The sequence below is a fragment of the Streptomyces sp. GS7 genome, from assembly GCF_009834125.1.
Classification (GTDB): Bacteria; Actinomycetota; Actinomycetes; order Streptomycetales; family Streptomycetaceae; genus Streptomyces.
This window is the reverse complement of the sequence record NZ_CP047146.1, coordinates 8120076-8143069: the sequence shown is the minus strand read 5'-3', so window position 1 is coordinate 8143069 and position 22994 is coordinate 8120076. Positions and strand designations below refer to the sequence as shown.

The window sequence follows — 22994 nt, the reverse complement described above, 5'->3', positions numbered from 1 at the left end:
TCATGAGCCGGCCCCGGCCAGTTCGGCGTGCATGGTGGCGCGCAGCCGGAGGGTGCCGACCAGGCGCTGGAACGCCTCGGACCAGTAGCAGCCGGAGCCCGGTGAGGCGCCCTCGGGCTCGTCCGTGAGCGCCGTCAGCATGTCGAGCCGGTCCGCCGCGCCCGGGTCCAGGCAGCGCTCCGCCAGCCCCATCACTCCGCTGAAGCTCCACGGATAGCTGCCCGCGTCACGGGCGATGTCCAGTGCGTCGACCACCGCGCGGCCCAGGGGCTCGGCCCAGGGGACCGCGCAGACGCCGAGCATCCGGAAGGCGTCCGCGAGGCCGTGCCCGGCGATGAACCCGGCCACCCACAGGGCCCGTTCGTCGCCGGGGAGGACGGTCAGCAGCTTCGTCACATCCCGCGACGAGCCGCCCGGCGCCACCTCCGCGGCGGCCTGCGCGGGGGTGCCGGGCGCGCCCAGCAGCGCCCGCGCCCAGCCGGCGTTCCGCTGGCGCACCGCGGCGCGGCACCATGCGTCGTGCAGCTCGGTCCGCCGGTCGCCGGCCACCGGAAGCGCGACGATCTCCGCCGGACCGCGGCCCCCGAGGTGCCCCGACCAGCTGTCCAGGGGCATCGCCTCCACCAACTGGGCCAGCCACCAGGCGCGTTCGCCCCGCCCGGATGGGGGCCTGGGGGTGATGCCGTCCCGCTGCATCCCGGCGTCGCAGGCGCGGGGCGGCTCGATCGTGAGCAGGGGCCCGCCGGTGGCCCGGCCGTCCACGGCGACGCAGCGCAGGGTGCGCTCCGCCATCCGGGCCGCGAGCGCGGAGCCGGGCAGCGCGGAGAGCAACTCGGCGGCGGTGCCGCGGACATTGCGGCTGCGGTCGGACAGCGCCTGTTCCAGGAAGGGCTCATCGCCCGCCGACAGGCCCTCGCCCAAGGAGTCCAGGAACATCAGGCGGTCCTCGGCGCGCTCGGTCGCCCAGGTGGTGCCGAGCAGCTCCAGGCCCGCCCGCGGGTCGCGGCGGCGCAGCGCGGTCAGCAGGGCGACGCGTTCGGCGAACAGGCCCTCCTCCCAGAGGCGCCGTACGGCCTCGGGGTCGCCGGCGCCCGGCAGTGCGGCCGGGCCGCCGATGCCGCGCAGCGCGAACTTCCACGCGTCGTTGAGCCGCGCCAGCCACAGGGCGCGCGGGCCCGCCAGGGCGAGCGCGGCGGGCCGCAGGTCCGTACGGGCCCTGGCCGTGTCGAGGAGCGCGGGGAGCAGCGCCTCGGGGGCGCGGTAGCCCTGCTCGACGGCGGCGGCCAGCCACTGGGGCAGCAGTTCGGTGAGATCGGGGGCCGTACCGCGGCGGCTCCCGGCGCCGGTGCCGCCCCGGTCGGCGAGCAGCAGGGCGAGCCTGCGCCGCGCCGCGGGCGGCAGCGGTGGCCGCGGGTCGGCCGGGGCCGGGGCGGGCCGCTCGCCGGCCGGGGTGGGGCGCAGCGCGGCGCGCCGGCGCACCGTGCTGATCGCCGCCGCGTCCAGCAGGGCCGCCGCGGCGCTCTGCCCGGGGCGGACCGGTACCGGCGGCGTCCGCCGCTCGGCCCCGAGCACGGCGGCGCCGACCAGTTCGGACCAGGGGGCGGCGGAGGCGGAGGGGCGCCGGGGGACAGGGGGCGTGGCAGCGGTGGTGGTGGTCGCAGCCGCAGTAGTCGCAGCCGCAGTAGTCGTTGCCGAGGTGGTCGTAGCCGCGGGGGGCGGTGGGGTCGTCATGCCCTTCCTCCAGGTGAGGGTGGTGCACGGGTGCGGGGCGCCGCTGCTGGACGCGGTCGGCCGGAGGGCCGGGGAGGGGGCGCCGGGCCGGGGTCAGGAGGTCAGCGGCACCGGCGCGGGGTCCCACGCCGTCAGGGGCAGGAAGCCGCGGTGGCCGCATTCGCCGAAGACCGTGAGCGGGGCACCGCCCGATATCGCCGCCAGCTGCCAGACGGCCGTACGGCGCAGGCAGCGCGGGTCGAGCGGCAGCGCCGACTCGCCGTCGGCGTCGGCCAGTTGCCACCCCTCGCCGTCCCGGCCCGGTATGGGCGTGACGTCGGCGAGCACCACCGGCCAGGCGTCCAGCCAGGGGTCGTCGCGCAGCGCGTCGCCGTACGCGGCCAGGGCGGCGTCGATACCGCAGCCGGGCGGGACCGGGCCGGGCACCGCGGGGGCGTGCCGTTCGCCCAGGGCGGCGCGCAGCGGGCGGGCGGCCGGGTAGTACGCGAGGTCCGCGTCCAGCAGCAGACCGGGGGGCAGGGCCAGGTCCAGGGGGCGGTGGCCGCCCCCGAAGGAGAGATGCAGCGCCATCCGGCCGGTCCGCTCTCCGCGCAGGAAGATCCGTCGGGTAATCAACGCGCCGTCCTCGCCGTCCTGTTGGGCGAGGACCAGCCAGCGGTCCCGGACCGTCGCGGCATCCGGGCCGGTCAGCAGGCCGGCGGCCTCCGTGGTCAGTCCGACGCGGGAGCGGACGGTCGCAGCGAGGGGGGCCGGCAGCCGCTCGATGCCGAGGAACCCCTGGTCGAGGAGGTGCAGCAGGGCGCACTCCTCCAGGAGACGGGACGGCCAGTCGGCGCCGGCGGCGCTGATCGCGCCCAACTCACGCACCCGCGCGGCCAGTCCAGGGGCCTGCGCGTCGACCATCCGGGCGGCGGTCTCGTCCCAGGTGCCCGCGCCGGTCCCGGACCCGGACCCGGCTCCCGACGAGGCGGAGGCGCCGCCGGTGCGGCCCGTCGAGGCCAGGCCGGAGTGCAGCAGGTCCTCCAGACGCTGCTCAAGTTCCGTTGCCCCGGCGGCGATACGCCGCATCCGGCGCTCCGTCCGGGGCTCCGTCCGGCGCTCGGCGGCCTTCGGCGCCGCGGGCGCGCGGGACGGGGCGCCGCCACCGGGCGCCGCGCCGTCCGGCGGGCGTCCGGCGCGCTCGCCGCGCGCGGCCAGCCACTCGGCCGCCCACGAGGGCGGCTCCCCGGCCGCCACCGCTCCCGGCCCCCCGCCGTGCCCCCCGCCGCCCGCCCCGACCCAGAGCAGCAGCAGTCCCAGTGCGTGCTTGCACGGGAACTTCCGGCTCGGGCAACTGCACCGGAACGCCGGGCCCTTGACGTCCACGACCGTCCGGTAGGGCTTCCCGCCGCTGCCCTTGCACTCCCCCCACACCGCGCCGCCGTCCGCGCCCGTCTCCGACCACGGGCCCGGCGCCGCGAGCCTGCCGCCCGCCGTGCGTGATGCCTCGTCAGGTGCCAGTGCGAGCACCTGATCCGTCGTCCAGCGTTCCCCCTGCGGATTCATGTCCCCGACGCTACGACGCGGCACTGACAATCGCGCAGGACCTCGCTGTTTCCACAGGTCAACAGTGTTTTTCGGGGGATTGTCAGTGGCCTGGTGCAGGCTGGGAACCGCAAGCGGCCGGCGGTGTTTTCGCGCGGTGCCGGCCGTGCATCGCGACGAGGGGGAAACGATGTCCGAGAACACCGAAGCGACGGCGCCCGGCGATCGGAGCATGGCCGGCGAGGCGCTCCGGCCGCACGCGGAGGACACCTTCGCACACGAGCTGACGGCCCTCGCGGCGGTCGACGACCGGCCGCGCCCGGAGCGCTGGCGGCTCTCGCCGTGGGCGGTCGCGACGTATCTGCTCGGCGGCACGCTCGCGGACGGCACGGTCGTCACGCCGAAGTACGTCGGCCCGCGCCGGACCATCGAGGTCGCGGTGACGACCCTGGCGACGGACCGCGCGCTGCTGCTGCTGGGGGTGCCGGGGACGGCCAAGACCTGGGTGTCGGAGCATCTGGCGGCGGCCGTCAGCGGCGACTCCACCCTGCTGGTGCAGGGCACGGCCGGCACCCCCGAAGAGGCGATCCGCTACGGCTGGAACTACGCCCGACTGCTCGCCGACGGCCCCAGCCGCGAGGCGCTGGTGCCCAGCCCGGTGATGCGCGCCATGGCACAGGGGATGACCGCGCGCGTCGAGGAACTGACCCGCATCCCGGCCGACGTCCAGGACACGCTCGTCACCATCCTGTCCGAAAAGACACTGCCGATACCGGAGTTGGGCCAGGAGGTCCAGGCCGTCCGCGGCTTCAACCTGATCGCCACGGCCAATGACCGCGACCGCGGTGTCAACGAACTCTCCAGCGCACTGCGCCGCCGCTTCAACACGGTCGTGCTGCCACTGCCCGCCACACCCGACGAGGAGGTCGACATCGTCGCCCGGCGGGTCGCGCAGATCGGCCGCTCGCTCCGGCTCCCGTCCGCGCCCGAGGGGCTGGACGAGATCCGCCGGGTCGTCACCGTCTTCCGCGAGCTCCGGGACGGCAGCACCGCCGACGGCCGCACCAAGCTCAAGTCGCCCTCCGGGACGCTCTCCACCGCCGAGGCCATCTCGGTGGTGACCAACGGGCTGGCGCTGGCCGCCCACTTCGGGGACGGAGTGCTGCGCCCCGGGGACGTGGCCGCCGGGATCCTGGGCGCGGTCGTCCGCGACCCGGCCGCGGACCGGGTCGTCTGGCAGGAGTATCTGGAGGCCGTGGTGCGTGAGCGCGACGGCTGGAAGGACTTCTACCGCGCCTGCCGCGAGGTGGGCGCATGACCGGCGGGAGCGCGGCGGGGCCGGTGCTGCTCGGGGTGCGGCACCACGGCCCCGGTTCGGCGCGGGCGGTGCGGGCCGCCCTGGAGCAGTGCGCGCCCGGCGCGGTACTGATCGAGGGCCCACCGGAGGCGGACGACCTGGTCCCGCTGGCCGCGCGGGACGACATGCGGCCCCCCGTGGCCCTGCTCGCCCACGTGGTCGACGACCCCGGCCGCGCGGCGTTCTGGCCGCTGGCCGAGTTCTCCCCGGAGTGGGTGGCGCTGCGCTGGGCGCTGGCGCGCGGCGTTCCGGTGCGCTTCATCGATCTCCCGGCGGCACACTCACTGGCGATGGCGGCAGAACCGGAAGCAGAACCGTCGGCAGAGCCGGGAACGGAGTCGGGGGCGGGGCCGGAGGCGGCGGCAGCGCCCGCGGCACGGGTCGACCCCCTCGCCGTGCTCGCCGAGACGGCCGGCTACGACGATCCCGAGCGCTGGTGGGAGGACGTCGTCGAGCACCGGGGGGCATGGGGGTCCCCCGGCGCATGGGAGTCCTCCCGGGTATGGGGGTCCCCCCGCGTGAGCGAAGCCGAGTGTGGGGGAGGAGCCGAGCGTGGGGGAGAAGCCGAGCGTGGGGGAGGGTCGGGCACGGATGCGCTGGCTCCGTTCGCCGCGCTCGCCGAGGCGATGGCGGCGCTGCGCGCGGCCTACGGGGACGGTGGGCATCCGCGCGACCCGGTGCGCGAGGCCCATATGCGGCTCCGACTGCGGGCCGCGCGCCGGGAGTTCGGGGACCGCGTCGCCGTGGTCTGCGGGGCCTGGCACGTGCCCGCGCTGACCCGGCGCACCACCGTGGCCGCCGACCGGCAGCTGCTCAAGGGCCTGCCGAAGGAGAAGACGGCGCTCACCTGGGTGCCCTGGACGCACCGGCGGCTGGCCCGGCGCAGCGGATACGGCGCCGGAATCGCCTCCCCCGGCTGGTACGGCCATCTCTTCGGCGCTCCCGACCGCCCCGTGGAGCGCTGGCTGACCAAGGTCGCCCGGCTGCTCCGCGAGGAGGACTACCCGGTGTCGTCGGCGCATGTCATCGAGGCGGTGCGGCTCGCCGAAGGGCTGGCCGCGGTGCGCGGGCGGCCGCTGGCCGGGCTCGCGGAGCTGGATGACGCGGTCCGGGCCGTCATGGGCGGGGGCTCCGACGCCCCGTCCGCGCTGATCCACGACCGGCTGGTGGTCGGCGAGGTGCTGGGCGAGGTGCCCGAGGACGCCCCCGCCGTCCCGTTGCAGCGCGATATCGCCCGCAGCCGGCGGGCGTTGCGGCTCAAGCCCGAAGCGGTGGCGCGGGAGCTGGAGCTGGATCTGCGCACGGACACCGACGCGGGTCGCAGCCGGCTGCTGCATCGGCTGCGGATGCTCGGCGTCCCCTGGGGCGAGCCCGTCCGCTCCCGGGCCGGGAAGGGCACCTTCCGGGAGACCTGGCGGCTGTGCTGGGAGCCGGAGTTGACGGTCCGGGTCGCCGAGGCCGGTATCTGGGGCACGACCGTGCTCGCGGCGGCCACCGCCAAGGCGGCGGCGGACGCCGCGGGGGCGGTGGCCCTCGCCGAGGTGACCGCGCTCGCCGAGCGCTGTCTGCTCGCCGGGCTCCCCGACGCGCTGCCGGTGGTGATGCGGGTGCTCGCGGACCGCGCCGCGCTGGACGCGGACGTCGGCCATCTCGCCCAGGCGCTGCCCGCGCTCGTCCGGTCGGTGCGGTACGGGGACGTCCGGAGCACCGATGGCGCGGCGCTCCGCGAGGTCGCGCACGGGCTGGCCGAACGGATCTTCGTCGGGCTGCCGCCGGCCTGCGCCGGGCTGGACGCGGACGGCGCGGTGGAGATGCGGGGCCATCTCGACGCCACCCAGCAGTCCGTCGGCCTCCTCGGCCAGGTGGCCGGGGCGGCCGGCGAGCCCCCGGCGCCGCTGCGGCAGCGCTGGGCCGGCGCGTTGCGCACGGTGAGCGAACGCGACGCCGTACCGGGTCTGATCCGCGGCCGGGCCACCCGACTCCTGCTCGACGACAGGCGGTTGGGTGACGGCGGGGCGGAGCGGCTGATGGCGGCGGCGCTCTCGCCGGGCACCCCGCCCGCCGACGCCGCGGGCTGGATCGAGGGCTTCGTCGGCGGCGCGGACGGTGGGATGCTGCTGGTGCACGACGAACGGCTGCTGGCCCTGGTGGACGGCTGGCTGACGAGCGTGCCGGCAGCCGGGTTCACGGACGTGCTGCCGCTGCTGCGCCGGACGTTCGCGGAGTACGAGGCCGGTGCGCGGCGCACCCTCGGCGAGCTGGTCCGCCGCGGCCCCTCCCCCACTCTCGGCTCTGCTCGATGGGGAGGTACCCCCATCGCCGCCCGGCATCCGGCGGGCGACTCCACGGCCGCGGCGGCGCCCGGCTTCGGCCCCGGCCTGGACCGCGACCGCGCCGCCGCCGTACTGCCCACGCTGCGGCTCCTCCTGGGGACGGACCGGGACGGGGGCGGGAGCGGGGACTTGGACGGGGACGGCAGCGGCTACGTCGGCGACGGCAGTGCCGGCAATGCCGACACCGACGCCATAAAGGCCGGCGACATCGACACCAACGGCCGCAACGCCGACACTCTTACGGAGGCGGGGAAATGACCGCAGGCACCGGAGCGACCACAGCGACCACAGCGACCACAGCGACCACGGCGTCGGACACGCCCGCGCCCGCGCCCCCGCCCGCGCCCCCGTCTTCCGCCGCCGAGCGGCTCCGGCGCTGGCGGCTGGTGCTCGGGGACGCGGGGGCGGACGGCACGGGATGTGAACCGCGGGGGCGGGACGCCGCGATGGACCGGGCGCTGGAGTCGCTCTACGGGCAGGGCCGGGGCGGCGGGCGGGGCGGCGACGGCGGCGAGCGGCGTACGGCCGGGCTCGGGGCCTCGGCTCCCGGGGTGGCGCGCTGGCTCGGCGACATCCGGACGTACTTCCCGTCCTCGGTGGTGCGGGTGATGCAGCGGGACGCCATCGACCGGCTGGGGCTGTCCGCGCTGCTGCTGGAGCCGGAGATGCTGGAGGCCGTGGAGGCCGACGTCCATCTGGTGGGCACGCTGCTGTCGTTGAACAGCGTGATGCCGGAGACGACCAGGGAGACCGCGCGGGCCGTCGTCCGCAGGGTCGTCGAGGACCTGGAGAAGCGGCTGGCCACCCGCACCCGGGCCACGCTCACCGGGGCGCTGGACCGCTCCGCGCGGATCAGCCGGCCGCGGCACCGCGACATCGACTGGGACCGGACGATCCGGGCCAACCTGAAGAACTACCTCCCGGAGTACGGGACGGTCGTCCCCGAGCGGCTGGTCGGATACGGCCGAGCCTCGCGGTCGGTGAAGAAGGACGTGGTGCTCTGCGTCGACCAGTCCGGGTCGATGGCGGCGTCGGTGGTGTACGCCTCGGTGTTCGGGGCGGTGCTGGCGTCGATGCGGGCTATCGACACCCGGCTGGTGGTCTTCGACACCTCGGTGGTTGATCTGACGGACCAGCTGGACGACCCGGTGGAGGTGCTGTTCGGGACACAGCTGGGCGGCGGTACGGACATCAACCGGGCGCTGGCCTACTGCCAGTCGAGGATCAGGCGCCCCGCGGACACCATCGTGGTTCTGATCAGCGACCTCTACGAGGGCGGTATCCGGGACGAGATGCTCAAACGGGTCGCGGCGATGCAGGCGTCCGGGGTGCGGTTCGTGACGTTGCTTGCGCTGTCCGACGAGGGGGCGCCCGCCTACGACCGGGAGCATGCCGCGGCGCTGGCGGCCCTGGGGGCACCGGCGTTCGCTTGCACACCTGATCTGTTTCCGGAAGTGATGGCGGCGGCAATCGAAAAAAGACCACTTCCCATACCGGACATGACGGAGCAACGGTGACAGGAGTGCTGCAGGGAGTTGCACGGCACCTGGTCCGTCGTGCAAGGATCAGCGCATCGCTCGATCACCCGTGATGCGCGCGACACCGAGGCACTGTGCCCGGGTGTCCCCGTCCGTATGGGAAGGTCCCCTCCTTGTCCGCTGTGTTCGCCATGCCTGCCGCCGTGCGCCTGCCGCGCACCGTGGTCGTGCGGCGTGCGCTGATGGCGGGGCTCTTCCTGGTCGGCTTCCTCGCTCTCGGCTTCGCCTTCGGCACCGGCGCACACGCCGCCGACCGGGCGCAGGCCGACGGCAGCTCGGGCCCGCAGGCCCTCACCGGAGCCTCGGCTCCGGACGGGGCGGCGGCCGGAGCCACCACCCCGGACCGGGCCGCCACCCGGGCCGGGGCGGCGTACCACTCCTCCGGACTGCCGTCCTCCCAGGCCGCGTTGGCGCGGCAGGAGGCGACGGCCGAGGCCCAGGCCACCCGGCGTAGGGACACCGCGGCCGGTGCGGCCACGGATGCCGTACGCCCCGCCGAGCGGGCCGCCGACCGGGTCGCCCAGCCGGTGGCCGGAGTGGTCGGCGCCATCAAGGACATCGGCGGCCTCGGGGACGTGGTCGACGGTGCGCTGCCCGTCCACCTCCCGTTCGGTGAGCTGCCGGGCCGTCCCGGCGACGGCACCGCGCCCGGTCACGGCGGGGCGCCGAGCGGCGCGCTGCCGGCCGGTGCCGGGAGCGTCGTCACCGGCCAGGCCGCCGGCGCGCAGCCGGTGATCCGGCCGGCACATTCCGCGGGCGGCGCACACCAGGCCGCCACCGCACAGTCCCGTCCCGTCGTGCACCAGCAGCGGGACACCGGCCACCGCGGCCTGCCGGGCCAGCTCCCGCAGGGCCCCGTGGCGCCCGCCCCGCAGTCCGCGGGTGACGGTCACGGCCCCCGTGGCGGGGGCCAGTACGCCGCCTTCCCGGCGGACTCCCCGCGCTTCCGGCTGCTGCCCGGTGGCGTCCGCACGGCTGATGGCGCCCCGACGCGCCGCCGTGCCGAAGAAATCCTCGAATTCCCCGGCTAGGGCAGACCGTTCCGCGTCTGTAACTGGACCTGCCGCGCGGGGGCGGGACAGGTCTGCCCGACACCACTCCTGAATTCGAAGGACTTCTCCACCATGCGCTCGAACATCCGCCGTTCCATCGCCGTTGCCGCTGCCGCTTCCGGTCTGTGGGCCCTGGGATCCGTCGCCGCCAACGCGGCCGAGCTGCCCGCCACCCCGAGCCTGCCCGCCGCCGGCTCGGTGACCGGCGCCACCCAGCACCTGCCCACCAGCGATGTCGCCGGCACCGTCACCAAGACCGTCTCCGGCGTGACCGGCAAGGCGACCGGTGCCCTCGGCGGGGTCTCCGCCGACCGTCTGCCCACCGGCCGGCTGCCGCAGCTCGGTGGCGCCGTGGACGGCGTGCAGCAGCTCGTCGCCGGTGCCGGGCTCTCCGGCGTGCACACCGACGGCATGACGAAGGCCGACGACGAGCAGGGCAAGAAGGCCAAGAAGGGCAAGAAGGACAAGAAGTCCGGCAAGGGCGCAGACCTGGGCAAGGTCGGCAAGCTGCCGAAGCTGCCCGCGACCCCGGGCCTGCCCTCCGCCGGTCTGCCCGGCGTCCCGGCGCTGCCCGGCGTCCCCGCGCTGCCCAAGACCCCGGAGCTGCCCTCCGCCCCCGCGCTGCCCAAGGCCCCGGGTTCGGTCGACAACCTGCTGGCCGGTCTCGCCGGTGCGGGCGTCCGCCCCGAGCAGCTGACGAAGCAGGCGCAGGGCGCGCTGGCCACCGCCCGTCCGGTCGTCGACAAGGTCGCGGCCGACGTGCTGCCGCCGGTCGCCGGCCGCGCCGTCACCAAGGTGCTCCCGGTCGCCCAGGGCGAGGTCGGCAACGCCGGCAAGGTCGCCGGTGACGTGGCCGCCAAGGCGACCCCGTTCGTGACCGTCGTCGACGGCCACGCGCAGCTGTTCGTCGAGGGCCTGCGCACCGAGGCCGTTCCGTTCGCCCAGCGCGTCGCGGCTGACGCCACGCCGTTCGCGCAGGCCGTCACCGGCAACACCACCGCTCTCGCGCAGGGCCTGGGCGCCGACTCCGTGCCGTTCGCGCAGAGCCTGACCGTCGTGGTCGTGACCGACGCGAAGGGCACCGCGACCACCACCGTCGCCGGTGCGAAGAGCCTGGCCCCGATGGGTTCCGTGCCGGCCGTGCCGGCGAACCTGGCCGACCTGACCAACGCCGCCAACATCCCGGCGCTGCCCGCCGTCCCGGCCCTCCCGGTCCAGGGCGTCTGAGGCCCTCCGGGCATCAGCCCCGGTAGCGGCCGCGGCGGTGGCCGGTACCGGAAGTCGCCGGATTGATATTGCGTGACGGCACGTCACTCCGGCGCACCTCATAACAGCCGGGCGGTCCTCTGTGGGGGAGGACCGCCCGGCTTTGCGTTTCCGTACGCCCGACGGGACTGGTGCGCGTGGCGGGCCGAACGTGACTATGAGGACCGTGAGTTCGGGACCTGGAGCCGGTCCCAGGTGACCCGGCCGGGCACCCCGTCCGCGTCCTTGCCGTGGAAGCCGAGCCTGCGCTGCCAGGACGCGTACGACTTGCGGTGCGCCTCGTTCCACTCCGGGCCGGGGCCGCTGTGCCGGTAGTGGTCGCAGCCCTCGGCGACCAGCCGCCGGCCCATCGCCTCGATCACCGGTCCGCGCGCCCCCGGCCGGAAGAACTCCCCACCGGGGAACGGCTCGTACGGCGGATGCTGCGGCATCGGAGGCACCGGCGATTCCGGCGATTCCGGCGACTCCTGCGACACCGGCGCCCCACCCCCGGCACCATCGGCGGAACCGGAACCGGAACCGGTACCCGCGGTGGAACCGGAACGGGTGCCGGTCGCCACCGGCCCCTCCGCCGGCCGGTCCAGCCGTTCCCTGATCCGCTGTCGCAGGCCGTCCATCACGATGCCGCGCGGGTCGATCTTCCCCGGTTGCCACTCCTTGTGGCCGATCACCGACCGCTCGCCCCAGCCGTGCGCCCGGCAGATCGCCGCCGTGGCCTTCTCGATCGCCAGCAACTGGGCCTCGGGCCAAGGGTCCACGCCGTCGCCGAGGTTGATGCACTCGAAGCCGTAGAAGTGGCGGTTGCCGTCGGTGTCCGCGGTGCGGTCCTTCGGCAGTACCTCCTCGTCGATCACGGCCTGGAGGACGTCGCGGTCGCCGAGCCCGGCGTGGTTGGCGCGGCCGTTGCCGACGAGGTGGACCTCGCCGTTCTTGTCGATCACCCCGTGGCAGAGCGGCCCCGGCAGGTCCGGGCGCCCGTCGTAGCAGAGGCCGACCGAGCCGTCGGTGCCCTCGGTGGCGGTGTGGTGGACGACCACGCCGTTCACCGGGCCCCAGGGGCCCTTGGTGTTGCGGTTGTGCCGGCGCCAGTCGCGGACCTCGTGGACGGTCAACCCCTCCCCGCGCAGCGCGGCCAGGAGCTGACTGCCGGTCAGCGGTACGGCCATCAGCCCGCCCCCTGTTCGTCGACCGCCGCTTCGGCCTCCGCGGTGGTCTGCGACCGGCTGTGCACCGGGCCGCCCAGGGTCCCGAGCGTCGACCCGCCCCCGCCGGCCGACAGCGGCGAGGCGCCGGCCTCCTCGGCCCGCGCCTCCGCCTCGGCCGTCAGTGCCGCGTCGTCCGCCGCCGGGATGCCCGCCGACAGCGGTCGGAACGCCAACCGCAGGTCGGGGACGGCCTGTTCGCCGTGCACCCAGGCCAGCGGCGCGTAGTGGACGGCGATGCCGAGCGGCGGCCGGAGCAGCGGGCGGCGCGCCGCGTCCGCCGGCCACTCGACGCCGCCGGTGGCGGTGCGCGCCGGGATCAGCCAGAAGTCGCCGGTGCGGTAGGTGCCGCCGGCTGCGAAGTACACCTCGACGCCGTCCTCCAGTGGCAGCCAGACGCCTTCCTCGACCGGCACCGCGCCGTGCTTGAGCCGGCCGGGCCGCTCACCGCGCCGCACCGTCCTGCGGCTCCCCTCCTGGTGGTCCCAGCGGCGCAGGAACGGATGCAGCTCGGGCCGCCGGCCGACGCCCGGGGCGGGCTCGTCCGACAGCCGCACCCGGCGCCCCGGCAGGTCCAGTTCCTCCACCCGCAGCAGCGGTGACGGCTCGCCCCGGCTGGTGTACGCGGTGTCCACGAACTCGACCAGGTCGCCGACGTGCAGCGACAGCTTGTCGTCGCTGCCCAGGGACGCCAACTCCACCCACGTACCGTCGAGTTCGTCGACCGGGAAGGTGACGGAGCCGTTGTCCCGGGACCAGGCGAAGGTGGCGTCCTTCGCGGTGCCGCCGTCGTGCACCTCGACGCGGTAGAGCTGGTTCTCCGGCCCCCGGTAGCGGGCGTCCGGGGCGACCAGGCAGGGGTCGTCGTCCGTGTGGTCGGGGCGTTCGCTGCGCGCCGCCATCCGGGAGGCGGGGGATGCCTCCTTCTGGGCCCAGCGGGCGAACGCGGTGCGGATGTCGTCGATCGGGGGGTTGTCGCCGTCCAGCCCCAGCGCGGACGCGGGCAGCGGCAGCACCTGCCACACGACCTTGGCGCGGGCCGCGGTGTCCGGCATCGCGGCCCCCAGCGCGACCTCGCGCAGCGCCGGGTCCTCGGCCGCGGTGACCATCCGCTCCCACACCTTCAGATAGACCAGGTACGGGAATTGGGAGGGCAGCCGGTCGCCGGGGCGCTCCGGGTCGCGGAAGCCGTCGGGCTGGTCCCAGTACGTCCAGGTGGCGGGCGGTGCGGCGGGTTCGGTGGCGTCCGCGGCCTCCTCGCCCTCCTTGTGGCCGCCCTCCTTGTGGCCGCCCTCGGCCGGGACCGGCTCGCCGGGCCGCGGGCGGCCGGCGTCGCAGAGGATGCCGTCGACGTAGTAGCGCCCGCCGCCGATGACCAGGTCGTCCAGCTCGCGGCTGCCGCCCCGGAGGTCGATCTTGAAGCCGGTGGCGCCGTGCGGTCCGCCGTGCGGGCCGATCAGATCGGTGGCGAGGGTGCGGGCCTGGAACAGCTGGATCATGGTCTGCTCGTTGGCGTCGGCGTCCAGCTGGACGCGGCCCTGCTGCGCCACCACCGCGGAGTAGTGCCGCTCGGGCCGGAAGGTGATGCGGGAGAGATCAGCGTGCATGGAAGGGGTCCCCCTCGTACGGGATGCTCGAACGGTCGTCGGTGGCGGTGAACGGCGGGCGGCTCATGTGACGAACACGATCCCCGCGTCGGTCCCCGCCGGGGTGTACTCCGCGAGCCGGGCCCGCAGGCTGTCCTCGCGCTGCGGCTGGTAGAGGTCGTGGTACGCGCCCAGCTCGGCGCCGTCCTCCGCGCCCCGCCGGATCTCCTCGGCGCAGCCCGCCGCCAACTGCCCGTACCACGGCGTCCCGTAGCGCTCGGCGCGGAGCTGCGGACGCACCCGCTCGGCGCCCCCGGGCCCCGCCAGGTCCGGCTGGCAGCGGTACCGGCGCGGGGTGCGCGACCCCGGCGGGACGTAGCTGAACCGCAGGCAGCCGACCCCGCGCCGGGCGACGTTCAGCCGCCCGGTGAACAGGCTGTTCTCGGCGAGCTGCACCGCGTGCGTGTGGACCTCGCCGATGACCGTGGTCCGGTGCGCGAACAGCACCGCGTGCGCATGCCGGCAGTCCGGCGCGGACAGCGCCTCGCGGTCGGACCGGGTGGCGTCCAGGATGCTGTCGCGCAGATGGATCGGCAGCGGGTCGGTGCCCACCTCGTCGCCGATCACCTCGATCGTGCCGAGGATCGTCCGGTCGATCTCCACACAGGCGGTGGTGCGGTCCAGTACGAGGCTCGGCTCCTCGGGGGAGGCCGGATGACAGTGCGGCTCCAGCGACCAGCCCGGCACCAGGGTGCAGTGCCGCAGCACCAGCGCCCCCAGCGGTCCGGTGACGTTGAGGCCGCGGCCGGTCACCAGCAGCCCGTCCAGCACCATCCGGGGCCGCTCCCCGGGCGCGCAATCGCCTTCCCGCGCACGGATGTTGAGGGCGTCCGGCCGGTTGCTGTACCAGTCGAGCAGCCGGATGACCGGCCGGGTGCCCTCGGCGGCGCGCAGCTCCAGCCGGTCGCCGGGGTCCAGGTCGAAGTCCAGCTGCTCCTGGTAGGCGCCGCTGTGGGTGATCTCGATGATGCCGTCGGGGCCGCACCGCCCGGCCCGCCGGTCGTGCCGCCACGCCGCGTAGGCGTCCATGATCCGGTGGAAGTCGTGGCCGGGGCCGACCCGGTAGACGGCGGCATCCGGCGGGGCGGCCTTGGCCCCGCTCCGCTCGCGGGGGTACTCCCCGCCGCCCAGGTCGTCGCCGAACCCGTAGTGGTAGTCCACCCAGACGCCCTGGCGCGGCGCGGACCGCGAGCCGAAGGCCATCCGGCCCAGCTCCGGGTCGACGGCGACCTGTCCGCGCCTGGGCCGGTAGCGCCAGTCGCTCAGATCGGCGACGACGATGTCGGCGATCGGGACCGGGTGGTCCTCGCCGTCCCGCCGGATCACCAGGCTCTTCCCCGGCCCGTAGTAGTCCGCGAGCCGGTCGTGCAGCTGCCGGCGGCGGATCAGGGCCGGCACGTTGTCGATGGTCGCGATGTGCGTCGCGGACGGCTCCGGCTCCGGGCGGGTCACCAGGGGGGTGTCGTTGCCGAGGATCGAGAAGGTGTAGAGGTTGCGGGCCCGGTCGATGCAGTACGCGGGCGCCCGGGTCACCGCGTACGGACGCAGCCGCCAGACGAACAGCCCGACCCCGGCCGGGGTGTAACCACCTTGTGTACGAGGGGAGTTGACGCGCCGTACGTCCGCCGAGCGGGCCAGTGCGGCGAACGGTCCGTCGGCCAGGTCCAGTGCGGCGCCGTCGCGGACGTCCACCAGCCGGCCGCGGGAGTGTCGCCGGGCGTTGACCGCCGCGGTGCCCGACCCGTACAGCTTCACCGGCTGCTGGTGCGCCACCAGCCGGGACAGCTCCACCGCCCGCGCCGGCCAGCCCGCCACCTCCTCGGACAGCTCCTCCAGCAGCGCCAGGGTGCCCTTGCGCCGCCGGTTGCCGACGGTGGCGGCCACATCGCGGCGCGGTGCCAGCGCCTCCGCCAGCCGCCGCCGCGAGGAGTCCGGCAGCCCGCCGTCCCGCAGCCCGGTGGCCAGCACCCGCTCGTAGCCGGGCAGCGGCCGGTAGCCCACCAGGTCGCCGAGGTAGGGCAGTGCCCACTCGGCGGCGGTCTCCACGAACCAGTCGTCGTACTGCTGGTCGACCCCGTCGCGGACCCGGTCCACCTGCTCGGCGATCACCGCCAGCAGCGCCCGCAGCGGCTCGCCCCGCGCGGGATCTTCGGAGTCTCGCAGCCTGAGCCACTGCGGGAGCAGCTCCGCGAGCCCGTCCGGCTCCCGCGCCGTGCTCTGCTCACTCATCGGGTACCTCCGTCAGGATTAGCGTGTCCGCGACCCGCGGCGAGAACAGCGCGAGCTGGGCCGGCCGGATGCCGCGGAAGACGCAGACCGCGCGGCCCTTGGGCAGCGGTCGGGTGTCGGTGATGTCGGGGTTGAGCCGCAGGAGTTCGGCCAGCGAGATGCCGTACCGGGCGGCGACCGCGGTCAGTGTCTCGCCGTCCGCGGTCACTTCGTGGATCCGCTCGTCGTACGTGGCGAGGCGGGACGGTACGCGAGTGGCCGGCGGGCCGGTGAACCGGTCGGCGAGGCGGGCGAGTTCGGCCGGGGTGACGGACGCCGGAACACCGGTGAAGGCGTCCACCTCCACGTAGTCCACGCCGGGAACGGACTGGGCGGCGGCCAGCACCTCCGACAGCTCCGCCGGCTGCCCCAACTCCCGCCCGTCGTAGCCGAGCTGTGCCAGCAGGGCCTGCCGGACCCGGGGCTCGACCAGCGGCCAGGCGTAGTCCGGCGCGACCTTCACCCGCGCCACGAGCAGCAGCAGCACCGGCTCCCGGACGTCCACCCGCACCGGCAGCCGGGCGTCGCCGTACTCCGCCAGCGAGGACCGCAGCGCCCGCAGCACCTCGGCGTCGGGCGCGATCGGGATGTCGTCCACGCCCGCCACCGTCACGTGCAGCACCTGCCGCCGCCCGTCGTACACCTCGCGGGCCGCGGCCCGGCCGATGCCCGCCCGGGAGCGGGCGAAGTCCTCGTAGTCGGCGAGCGACACCAGCCGGTCCAGTGCGGACACGGCCAGCGGGATGGTGCGCCGGGTCAGCGCCGGGCCGTCCGCGTCCGCACCGCCGGTGGCCGGCTGCGGGTTGGTGACGCCGGTGACGCCGAGCGGGCGGGTGATCGCCTGGGTGATCCGGCCGGCCGCTACGTTGGCGGCCCGGCCGGTGCCGAAGCGGTAGCGTGCCCGCACGTTGTCGTGGCCGGTCGGCAGCCGGGCGCCGTGCACACCGTCGCCGAACGTCACCGTCGTCCGGCTTCCCCCATTCTCGGCTCCGCTCGAACGGGAGGTGCCCCCAGCCGTCGTGCCGGTGACGTACACCCGCTCGCGAGGGCCGCGCCCGGCCAGGCTGTCGACGGCGTGCCACAGCAGCCCGTCGACCCGGATCTCCAACTGCGGGGTGGCGCCCAGGGGGTTGGCGGCCGGCAGCCACGTCAGCGGCGACTGCCACAGTGCGAAGGTCTGGTTGATCCGCGCGGCGTCGCCGCTGCCGATCGCCTCGTCGCGGCTCTCGCCGTGGGTGGCCGGTACGACATTGCCCTGGATGCGGACCGACTCCCGCCGGTAGCGGTGCGTCAGACCGCCGGTGAGGGTCAGCGTGGTGTGCACCCGGTCGCCGGGCAGCTGCGGATCCAGGGTCTGCTCGACCTTGGCGATCACCGCCAGCTCGGTGCCCCGCACCCCCGTCACCCCCGGGATGTCGGTCCGCTCACCGGACACCACCAGATAGCGCCCGGGCCGCAACCCGTCGTACAGCTCGGCGAGTTCCAGCCGGTCGCCGTGCACGTCCTCGCCCAGCGGCTCGTCCGCCTGCTGGAGCGCCTGCCCGGCGGCGTGGACGGTGGTGTCCCGGATCGCCGACAGCGCCACGTCGTGCTCGTCCAGCCACGGATCGGCGAGGGTGAGCACGGTGCCCCGGCCGGTGATCCCGTACTGGGTGTGCACCGCGGTACGGACCGCCGTGACGCGGGTGGTGACGAACGCCAGCTTCTTGTCACCGGGGATGCCGTCCGGGCCGTCCGCGCCCTTGAGGGGCCGCTCGATCGCCACCCAGCTGCCGACCGTGATCCCGTCGTACACCGTGTCCAGCGGCAGCGAGCGCCGGTCCGCCGGCTTCGGCACCGTCGCGATGGCGATCTCCACGGCGGGCGGCTCGCCGCCGGCCGCCACCCGCACGCTGACCTCGTACTCGCCGTGCGTGATCTGCCGGTGCTCGCCCGGCCCCAGGTCCCAGGACTGCGGTGTCCCGTTGTCCACGGAGACGTGGATCCTGCCGTCCTCGCCGGGCCGGGACACGAACAGCGTCCGCTCCGGCAGCCCCGCCAGGAACCGGGCGGTGACCCCGGGCTCCTGCGAAGCGGACGGGCGGCGGCCCAGCCAGCTCAGATCGTGGTCGTGCCCCGTACGGGTGTGCAGTTCGACCTGTCCGGGCCCCAGCGCGAAGGTGCCGTCGCCGGGCAGGTTCTCCGCCCGCTGCGCGGAGGTCCCGGTCTCGATGTGCTGGAACTCCGCCCGCACCGGGACCTTGCCCGCGGTGTCGTAGACCACCCGCATGCTGGTCAGCGACGCCCCGGTCAGCGGCCAGTCGGCCGTCCTGATGACCCGCCCGTGCTCGTCCTGCACGGGCTTGAGCGGAGCCGTGGCGCCGAACGGCGTGGCGGTCGCCCGCATGGCCAGCAGGCCGCGCAGCAGCGGCGGTTCGGGCGCCGTGCGGGGCGGGACCGCCTGCCGCCAGGCCGGGTAGAGGCCGTCGGCGACTCGCGGATCCAGCGCGGCGAGCAGCTGCGCGCCCAGGTCCGAGCCGCCGTCGAAGACCCGCTCGGGATCACGGGCCACCGCCCGCGCGCCGGACGGCGGCCGGACGACCCGGGTCCGCAGTGCGGGCAGCACGGCGGCCAGGGCGGTCAGCGCGGCGGGTGTGGCGGGCGCACCGGTGGCGCCGTGCGGCCGCGGAGCCGCACCGGCACCCGCGTCCGCGCCCCAGGCCGCGGCCTGCGGTTCCGGTCCCGTTTCTGGTCCCGGTTCCGGTTCGCCGGACAACTCCGCGGCCCGGCGGGCCAGATCACCGATGACGCCCTGGAGCTCCTCGAACCACGCGGCGACCTCCTCGTATGCGGCCGCCACCGCCTGCGCCTCCGCCAGCCGCTCGTGCGGCCCGGCCAACCGCGCCACCAGCGCGTCCGGCGTGCCTATCCCGCCCAGGTCCGCGCGCAGCGGCGCCAGCACCTGCGCGTCGAAGTCGGCGATGAACCGGCTGACCGGCCGCGGGTTGGGGGTCTGCGGGGTGGGAGGCGGCGGGTAGTCCGGATCGTCCGGCTCCATTGCCGTCGAGGGAGGCTCCGTGATCCACTCCCGCAGCTCCGCGATCAGCTCCGGCAGCGACGCCGGCGCCGCCTGCGGCAGCGTCAGCGCGGTCACGTCCTCGGTGCGGTCCGGCCGCACCGCCGCCACCGGCAGCAGCACCCGCTGCGCCCCGAAGTCGAAGAGCAGCCGGTCGCCGACGGTGAGCCCGGTGGTGGTGCCCGCGACCAGCAGCTCCGGCCGGGACTTGAGGTCGTCCGGGGTGAGCAGGGCGGGCCGCCGGTGCCGGATCGCCAGCTCGTTCCACGCCCAGCGGGCCGTCAGGTCCTCGTCGGTCTCGAAGGTCTGCGACTCCTCGCCGGACCCCGCCGGCACACTGTGGCTGCGCGCCCCGCGCGGGATCAGCACCGGCAGGTCCGCGGCCCGCGGATCGCGGTCGAGGGTGTACGCGAGATGGGTGTCGGCGGCGACCCCGGGCCGCGGCCGGTGGCCCACCAGCCGCCCCAGCAGCGCCAGCGAACGGTGCTCGTTCGCCGTCCGCAGATAGCCCTCGTCGGCGATCCGCTCACTGTGGAACGTCAGCAGATCGCCCAGTACGGCCCAGGAGTCCAGCAGCCCGATGGACGGGTCGTCGGGGGTGCGGACGGTCAGGCCGCGCAGCGCCGGATAGGCCGGCGACGCCAGCCGGTCCAGCATCGCGGCGAGGAACGAACCGTACGTGCCGACGCGGTAGTCGAGGGCCGTGCGGCCGGGCGGGTTGTAGAGCGCGGGATCGGCCCGCCGCTCGTCGTGCCCGCCCGCGCGGCCGTCGCAGCCACAGCTGCGACTGCCCCCGCGCGCCGTCTCGTTCTCCGTCTCCGTCATCGCCCACCCCCGAGCTCGATGACCAGCCGGCCGTTCTCGGGCCGGTCCGGGTCGTTGTCGCACCGGGCGATCTCCAGCGGTCCGAGCCGCAGCACACCCGCCTCCAGTTCCCCTTGGTCCTCATGGAAGAGCCGGCGCAGCCGGGTCACCGCCACGCTCCGCACCCCGGGCACCGCCGCGGCCACCGCGGTGAGGCGGCTCAGCCGGACCGGCTCGCCGAACGTCAGCGCGTCCGGGTGGAAGAACCCCAGCCGTCCGCCGGGCAGCGCACGGTTGCCCAGCACCCGGCTCAACTCGGCCAGGATCTGCCCGTGTTGGTGCCCCGGCTCGGCACACACCGCCAGCGCGATGTCCACCGGCACCAGCCGGGCCGGCTGCACGACCAGGTCGTGCCCGATCCGCCGGTAGCCCTCCAGCGCGTACGCCACGGCGTCCAGCAGCGCCGCCGGAGGCTCCTCCGTTCCGTACGCGTCGACGGCGATCTGCGCCTCCTGCCCGGCGCCGGTCCAGCGGATCTCCGCCGCCGCGCGCTGCACGCCCGGCAGCCCGGACGCCAGCTCCGCGTAGTCCTGCGCCGTGACGGCCCGCAGCCGGGTCCGCTTGAGGTCGAGCGGCGCCAGCTGCCGCACCTGCTCGACCGGCTCCGGCTCCGTACCGCCCACCGCCGGCAGCGGATTGCGCACCCCGGCCACCGGCAGGGGCGCAGCGGACTCCGACTCCCGCGGATCGCGCCGGAGCACGAGGTGGTTGATCGCCTCGGCGCCCACATTGCCCGCCGTGCCGCCACCGAGCCGGTAGTGCAGCGTCAGCCGGCCACCGGGCGCCGGCCGGGCGCCGTACCGCCCGTCGCCGAACCGCAGCGCCAGCCGCCGATCGTCCTGCAGCTCACCGGTGAAGTGCCGGTCGCGCGGCCCGCTGCCGAGCAGATCACGCCGCGGCAGCCAGACCGCCGCACCGTCCTCGCACTCACCCGCCCCAGGGGCGTGCTCCACCAGCCGCACCGCCGGCAGCGCCTCCCGCGGGTCCTGGACGACCGCCGCGGCCGGCCCGTGCAGCACCGGCTCCGCCGGGTCCAGCCCGGACGCGTACCCGGGCCCCCACGTGTGCGCGATCTCCCACGCCGTCCGCGCGTCCAGCACCGTGCCCGCCCGGGCCCGCGCCGCCAGCACCGCCAGCCGCCGCAGCTTCCCGTCCAGCAGCTGCGGGCTCCGGTGCAGCAACTCCCGCAGCGCACGCACCGGATGGACCACCAGCTCCAGGCTCTCCAGCACCTTCAGCCCGAACAGCACGGTCAGCTCGGCGACCTCGTCGTCCGTCAGCCGGTCCCGCTCCCGCACGTCGCGCCACAGCTCCACCAGCCGCTCCCGCACCCGCTCCGGGATCGCCGCCAGCCGCGCCGCCTGCCCGGCGGCCAGGAACGCGGGCCGCGGGAACGGCACCGCCTGGACGACGGGGGAGCGGTGCAGCACCGGCCGGAACCGCGGCGCGATCCCCGGGTAGAGGGACTGCGCGAGCAGCGTCCGCAACGCCGCGGCCTGCGCGTACGCGGTGCCCGGCACCACCTTCTCGGTGCGCCGCCCGGCCTGCTCCAGGCCGATCCCGGCCCGTGCGGCCGCCTCCTCACCGGCCACGGTGAACAGCTGCCGCACCTCGTCCGGGACCAGCGCCCGGCCGCCCTCCGCCCGGTCGATCAGGTCGTCGACCAGCCGCGCCACCTCGTTTCCGCCGTGCCCGCCGTCCCAGCAGCCGAACGCGGGCGGAGCACAGGAGCCCAGGACGGCCGGGACCGGCGGCACGGTCACCGCCTCGGGGACCTCGTCCCCGGCCCCGTCCAGCGACCGCCCGTGGTCCACCAGCACCACATTGCCGCGCGCCACGCTCACGTCCTCGACCTCGCCGCAGTCCCGGCCGCCGCGGGTCGACAGGCACAGCGGGAACGCCAGCGCGTCCTCCGGCGCCCATGTCACCTCCAGCACCGGCTGCCCGTCGAGCCGGTCGATCGCCGGGGTGACGGAGGTGAGCCGGACCGCCTGCCGGTGCGCCGGGTCCTGATCGCCCGGCGTCCCCGTACGCGGCCCCTTCACCTCCTCGAAGAGCAGCAGATCGCCGGGGGAGAGGCGCAGCGCGCGCTCCGTGCGGTCGTCGTCGGTCCACGCGTCGCGCAGCGTCGCGGCGGTGGCGCCGCCGCGCAGGGTGCAGACCTCCCCGCCCCAGGTCCACAGCCGGATGGTGTTGTGCTCGGGCCGCAGCACCAGCGGCGCCTGTGCGACCGGTTCGAAGACCTCCACCGCGCCGCGCTCGTCCAGCACGGCCAGGTCCCGGTCGTCGATGACCGTCCCGATCTCCGGCCGGTCGTGCGGCCCGAACGTCCTGGTGTCGACAGCGGCGAAGCGGTACCCGCCGGCGAGCAGCGTCAGCTCCTCGACGACCTCCAGGGACACGAACGCGCGGGCGTTGCAGCCGTCGTGCATCGGGTAGTCGATCAGCCGCACATGCCGCCGGACCGAGACCCGCCGCCGGGCGGTGTCCAGATACGCCTCGGTCGCCACCGCGTCCTGCTGGTAGCTGATCTGGTCGGCGGTGTACGCGAGCAGCTCGACCAGCGTCATCCCGAGGTCGGCCGGGTTGCGCTCGGCCCAGTCGGGCGTGGTCAACCGCAGCCGGTCCAGCACCAGTTGCCGCAGGGTGTCGTAGTCGCGTGCCGTGTAGTCGATGACCGGCGCGGGCCGGAACGTGTCCGGGCAGCCGCCGGCGTCCTCGTCCGCGCAGTCGAAGGGGCTCGGGCAGTCCGCCCGGAAGAAGAACTCCTGGCCGAAGTACCGCTGGTCGAAGCCCTCGTACGGCTCGGTGCCGGGCCGGCCGTACGGGTCGGTCTCCACGAGGGAGAGCCGGTAGCGGGAACGGTCCCCGGTCCGGTCCAGCGTCACGAACAGCCGGTCGTCCAGCTCTGGATCCTCCTCCCGCTCGACGGATATCTCCAGGGCCGCGAGCCCCGTCACCCGCCGCCCGCCGTCGATCCGGACGTTCTCCGGCCGCAGCCCGTGCGGCGCCTTCCCGAGGAAGGTGACCGTCAGCGTCACCCCGTCGTCCGCCACCTCGACCTCGTCGACGCCGTTCAGCCGGGCCGCCCTGATACGCCCCCGCCGGCTGTCCGCACCGCACACCAACCCACCGGAGAACCCACCGGAGAACGCCCC

Annotated in this window: 12 protein-coding genes; 5 read left to right on the top strand and 7 right to left on the bottom strand. The window is 75.6% G+C overall.

Features of this window, described 5'->3' with window-relative positions:
• Positions 1 to 1731, bottom strand: coding sequence for a DUF5691 domain-containing protein (locus tag GR130_RS35320; RefSeq protein ID WP_236573808.1), 1731 nt, complete (start codon positions 1729 to 1731; stop codon positions 1 to 3).
• Between the two features lie 93 nt (positions 1732 to 1824).
• The gene (locus tag GR130_RS35315) at positions 1825 to 3276 is read right to left on the bottom strand and encodes an SWIM zinc finger family protein (RefSeq protein ID WP_159508473.1); all 1452 of its coding nucleotides are present in this window, start codon (positions 3274 to 3276) and stop codon (positions 1825 to 1827) included.
• Between the two features lie 169 nt (positions 3277 to 3445).
• On the opposite strand from GR130_RS35315, the gene GR130_RS35310 reads away from it, so the two are divergent.
• The 5 genes from GR130_RS35310 (at position 3446) to GR130_RS35290 (ending at position 10762) form a co-directional block, all read left to right on the top strand.
• Entirely contained in the window at positions 3446 to 4573 is a 1128-nt protein-coding gene (locus GR130_RS35310) for an ATP-binding protein (protein ID WP_201305086.1), read from the top strand.
• A complete protein-coding gene (locus tag GR130_RS35305; protein WP_236573807.1) occupies positions 4570 to 7203 on the top strand; it encodes a DUF5682 family protein in 2634 nt (877 codons plus the stop codon). The genes GR130_RS35310 and GR130_RS35305 overlap by 4 nt, the downstream gene beginning before the upstream one ends.
• On the top strand, positions 7200 to 8462 hold the full coding sequence (locus GR130_RS35300) for a VWA domain-containing protein (RefSeq protein ID WP_159508472.1): 1263 nt from the start codon (positions 7200 to 7202) through the stop codon (positions 8460 to 8462). Before GR130_RS35305 ends, GR130_RS35300 begins: the two co-directional genes overlap by 4 nt.
• A 134-nt stretch (positions 8463 to 8596) precedes the next feature.
• A complete protein-coding gene (locus GR130_RS35295; protein WP_159508471.1) occupies positions 8597 to 9514 on the top strand; it encodes a hypothetical protein in 918 nt (305 codons plus the stop codon).
• Between the two features lie 93 nt (positions 9515 to 9607).
• On the top strand, positions 9608 to 10762 hold the full coding sequence (locus tag GR130_RS35290; protein ID WP_159508470.1) for a hypothetical protein: 1155 nt from the start codon (positions 9608 to 9610) through the stop codon (positions 10760 to 10762).
• 194 nt (positions 10763 to 10956) lie between these two features.
• Here the strand turns inward: GR130_RS35290 and GR130_RS35285 are convergent, their stop codons facing one another.
• From GR130_RS35285 to GR130_RS35265, 5 genes are all read right to left on the bottom strand, one after another.
• Positions 10957 to 11967 (bottom strand): peptidoglycan-binding protein, encoded by a 1011-nt coding sequence (locus GR130_RS35285; RefSeq protein WP_159508469.1) that lies wholly within the window; start codon positions 11965 to 11967, stop codon positions 10957 to 10959.
• Positions 11967 to 13610: a DUF6519 domain-containing protein gene (locus GR130_RS35280; RefSeq protein WP_159508468.1), complete on the bottom strand. Its 1644-nt coding sequence runs from the start codon at positions 13608 to 13610 to the stop codon at positions 11967 to 11969. The genes GR130_RS35285 and GR130_RS35280 overlap by 1 nt, the downstream gene beginning before the upstream one ends.
• A 63-nt stretch (positions 13611 to 13673) precedes the next feature.
• Positions 13674 to 15878 carry a hypothetical protein gene (locus GR130_RS35275; RefSeq protein ID WP_159508467.1) on the bottom strand — a complete coding sequence of 735 codons (2205 nt, stop codon included), beginning with the start codon at positions 15876 to 15878 and terminating at the stop codon, positions 13674 to 13676.
• Positions 15871 to 19797 (bottom strand): putative baseplate assembly protein, encoded by a 3927-nt coding sequence (locus GR130_RS35270; protein ID WP_159508466.1) that lies wholly within the window; start codon positions 19795 to 19797, stop codon positions 15871 to 15873. The genes GR130_RS35275 and GR130_RS35270 overlap by 8 nt, the downstream gene beginning before the upstream one ends.
• On the bottom strand, positions 19794 to 22961 hold the full coding sequence (locus tag GR130_RS35265; protein ID WP_236574061.1) for a putative baseplate assembly protein: 3168 nt from the start codon (positions 22959 to 22961) through the stop codon (positions 19794 to 19796). The genes GR130_RS35270 and GR130_RS35265 overlap by 4 nt, the downstream gene beginning before the upstream one ends.
• Between the last annotated feature and the right edge of the window lie 33 nt (positions 22962 to 22994).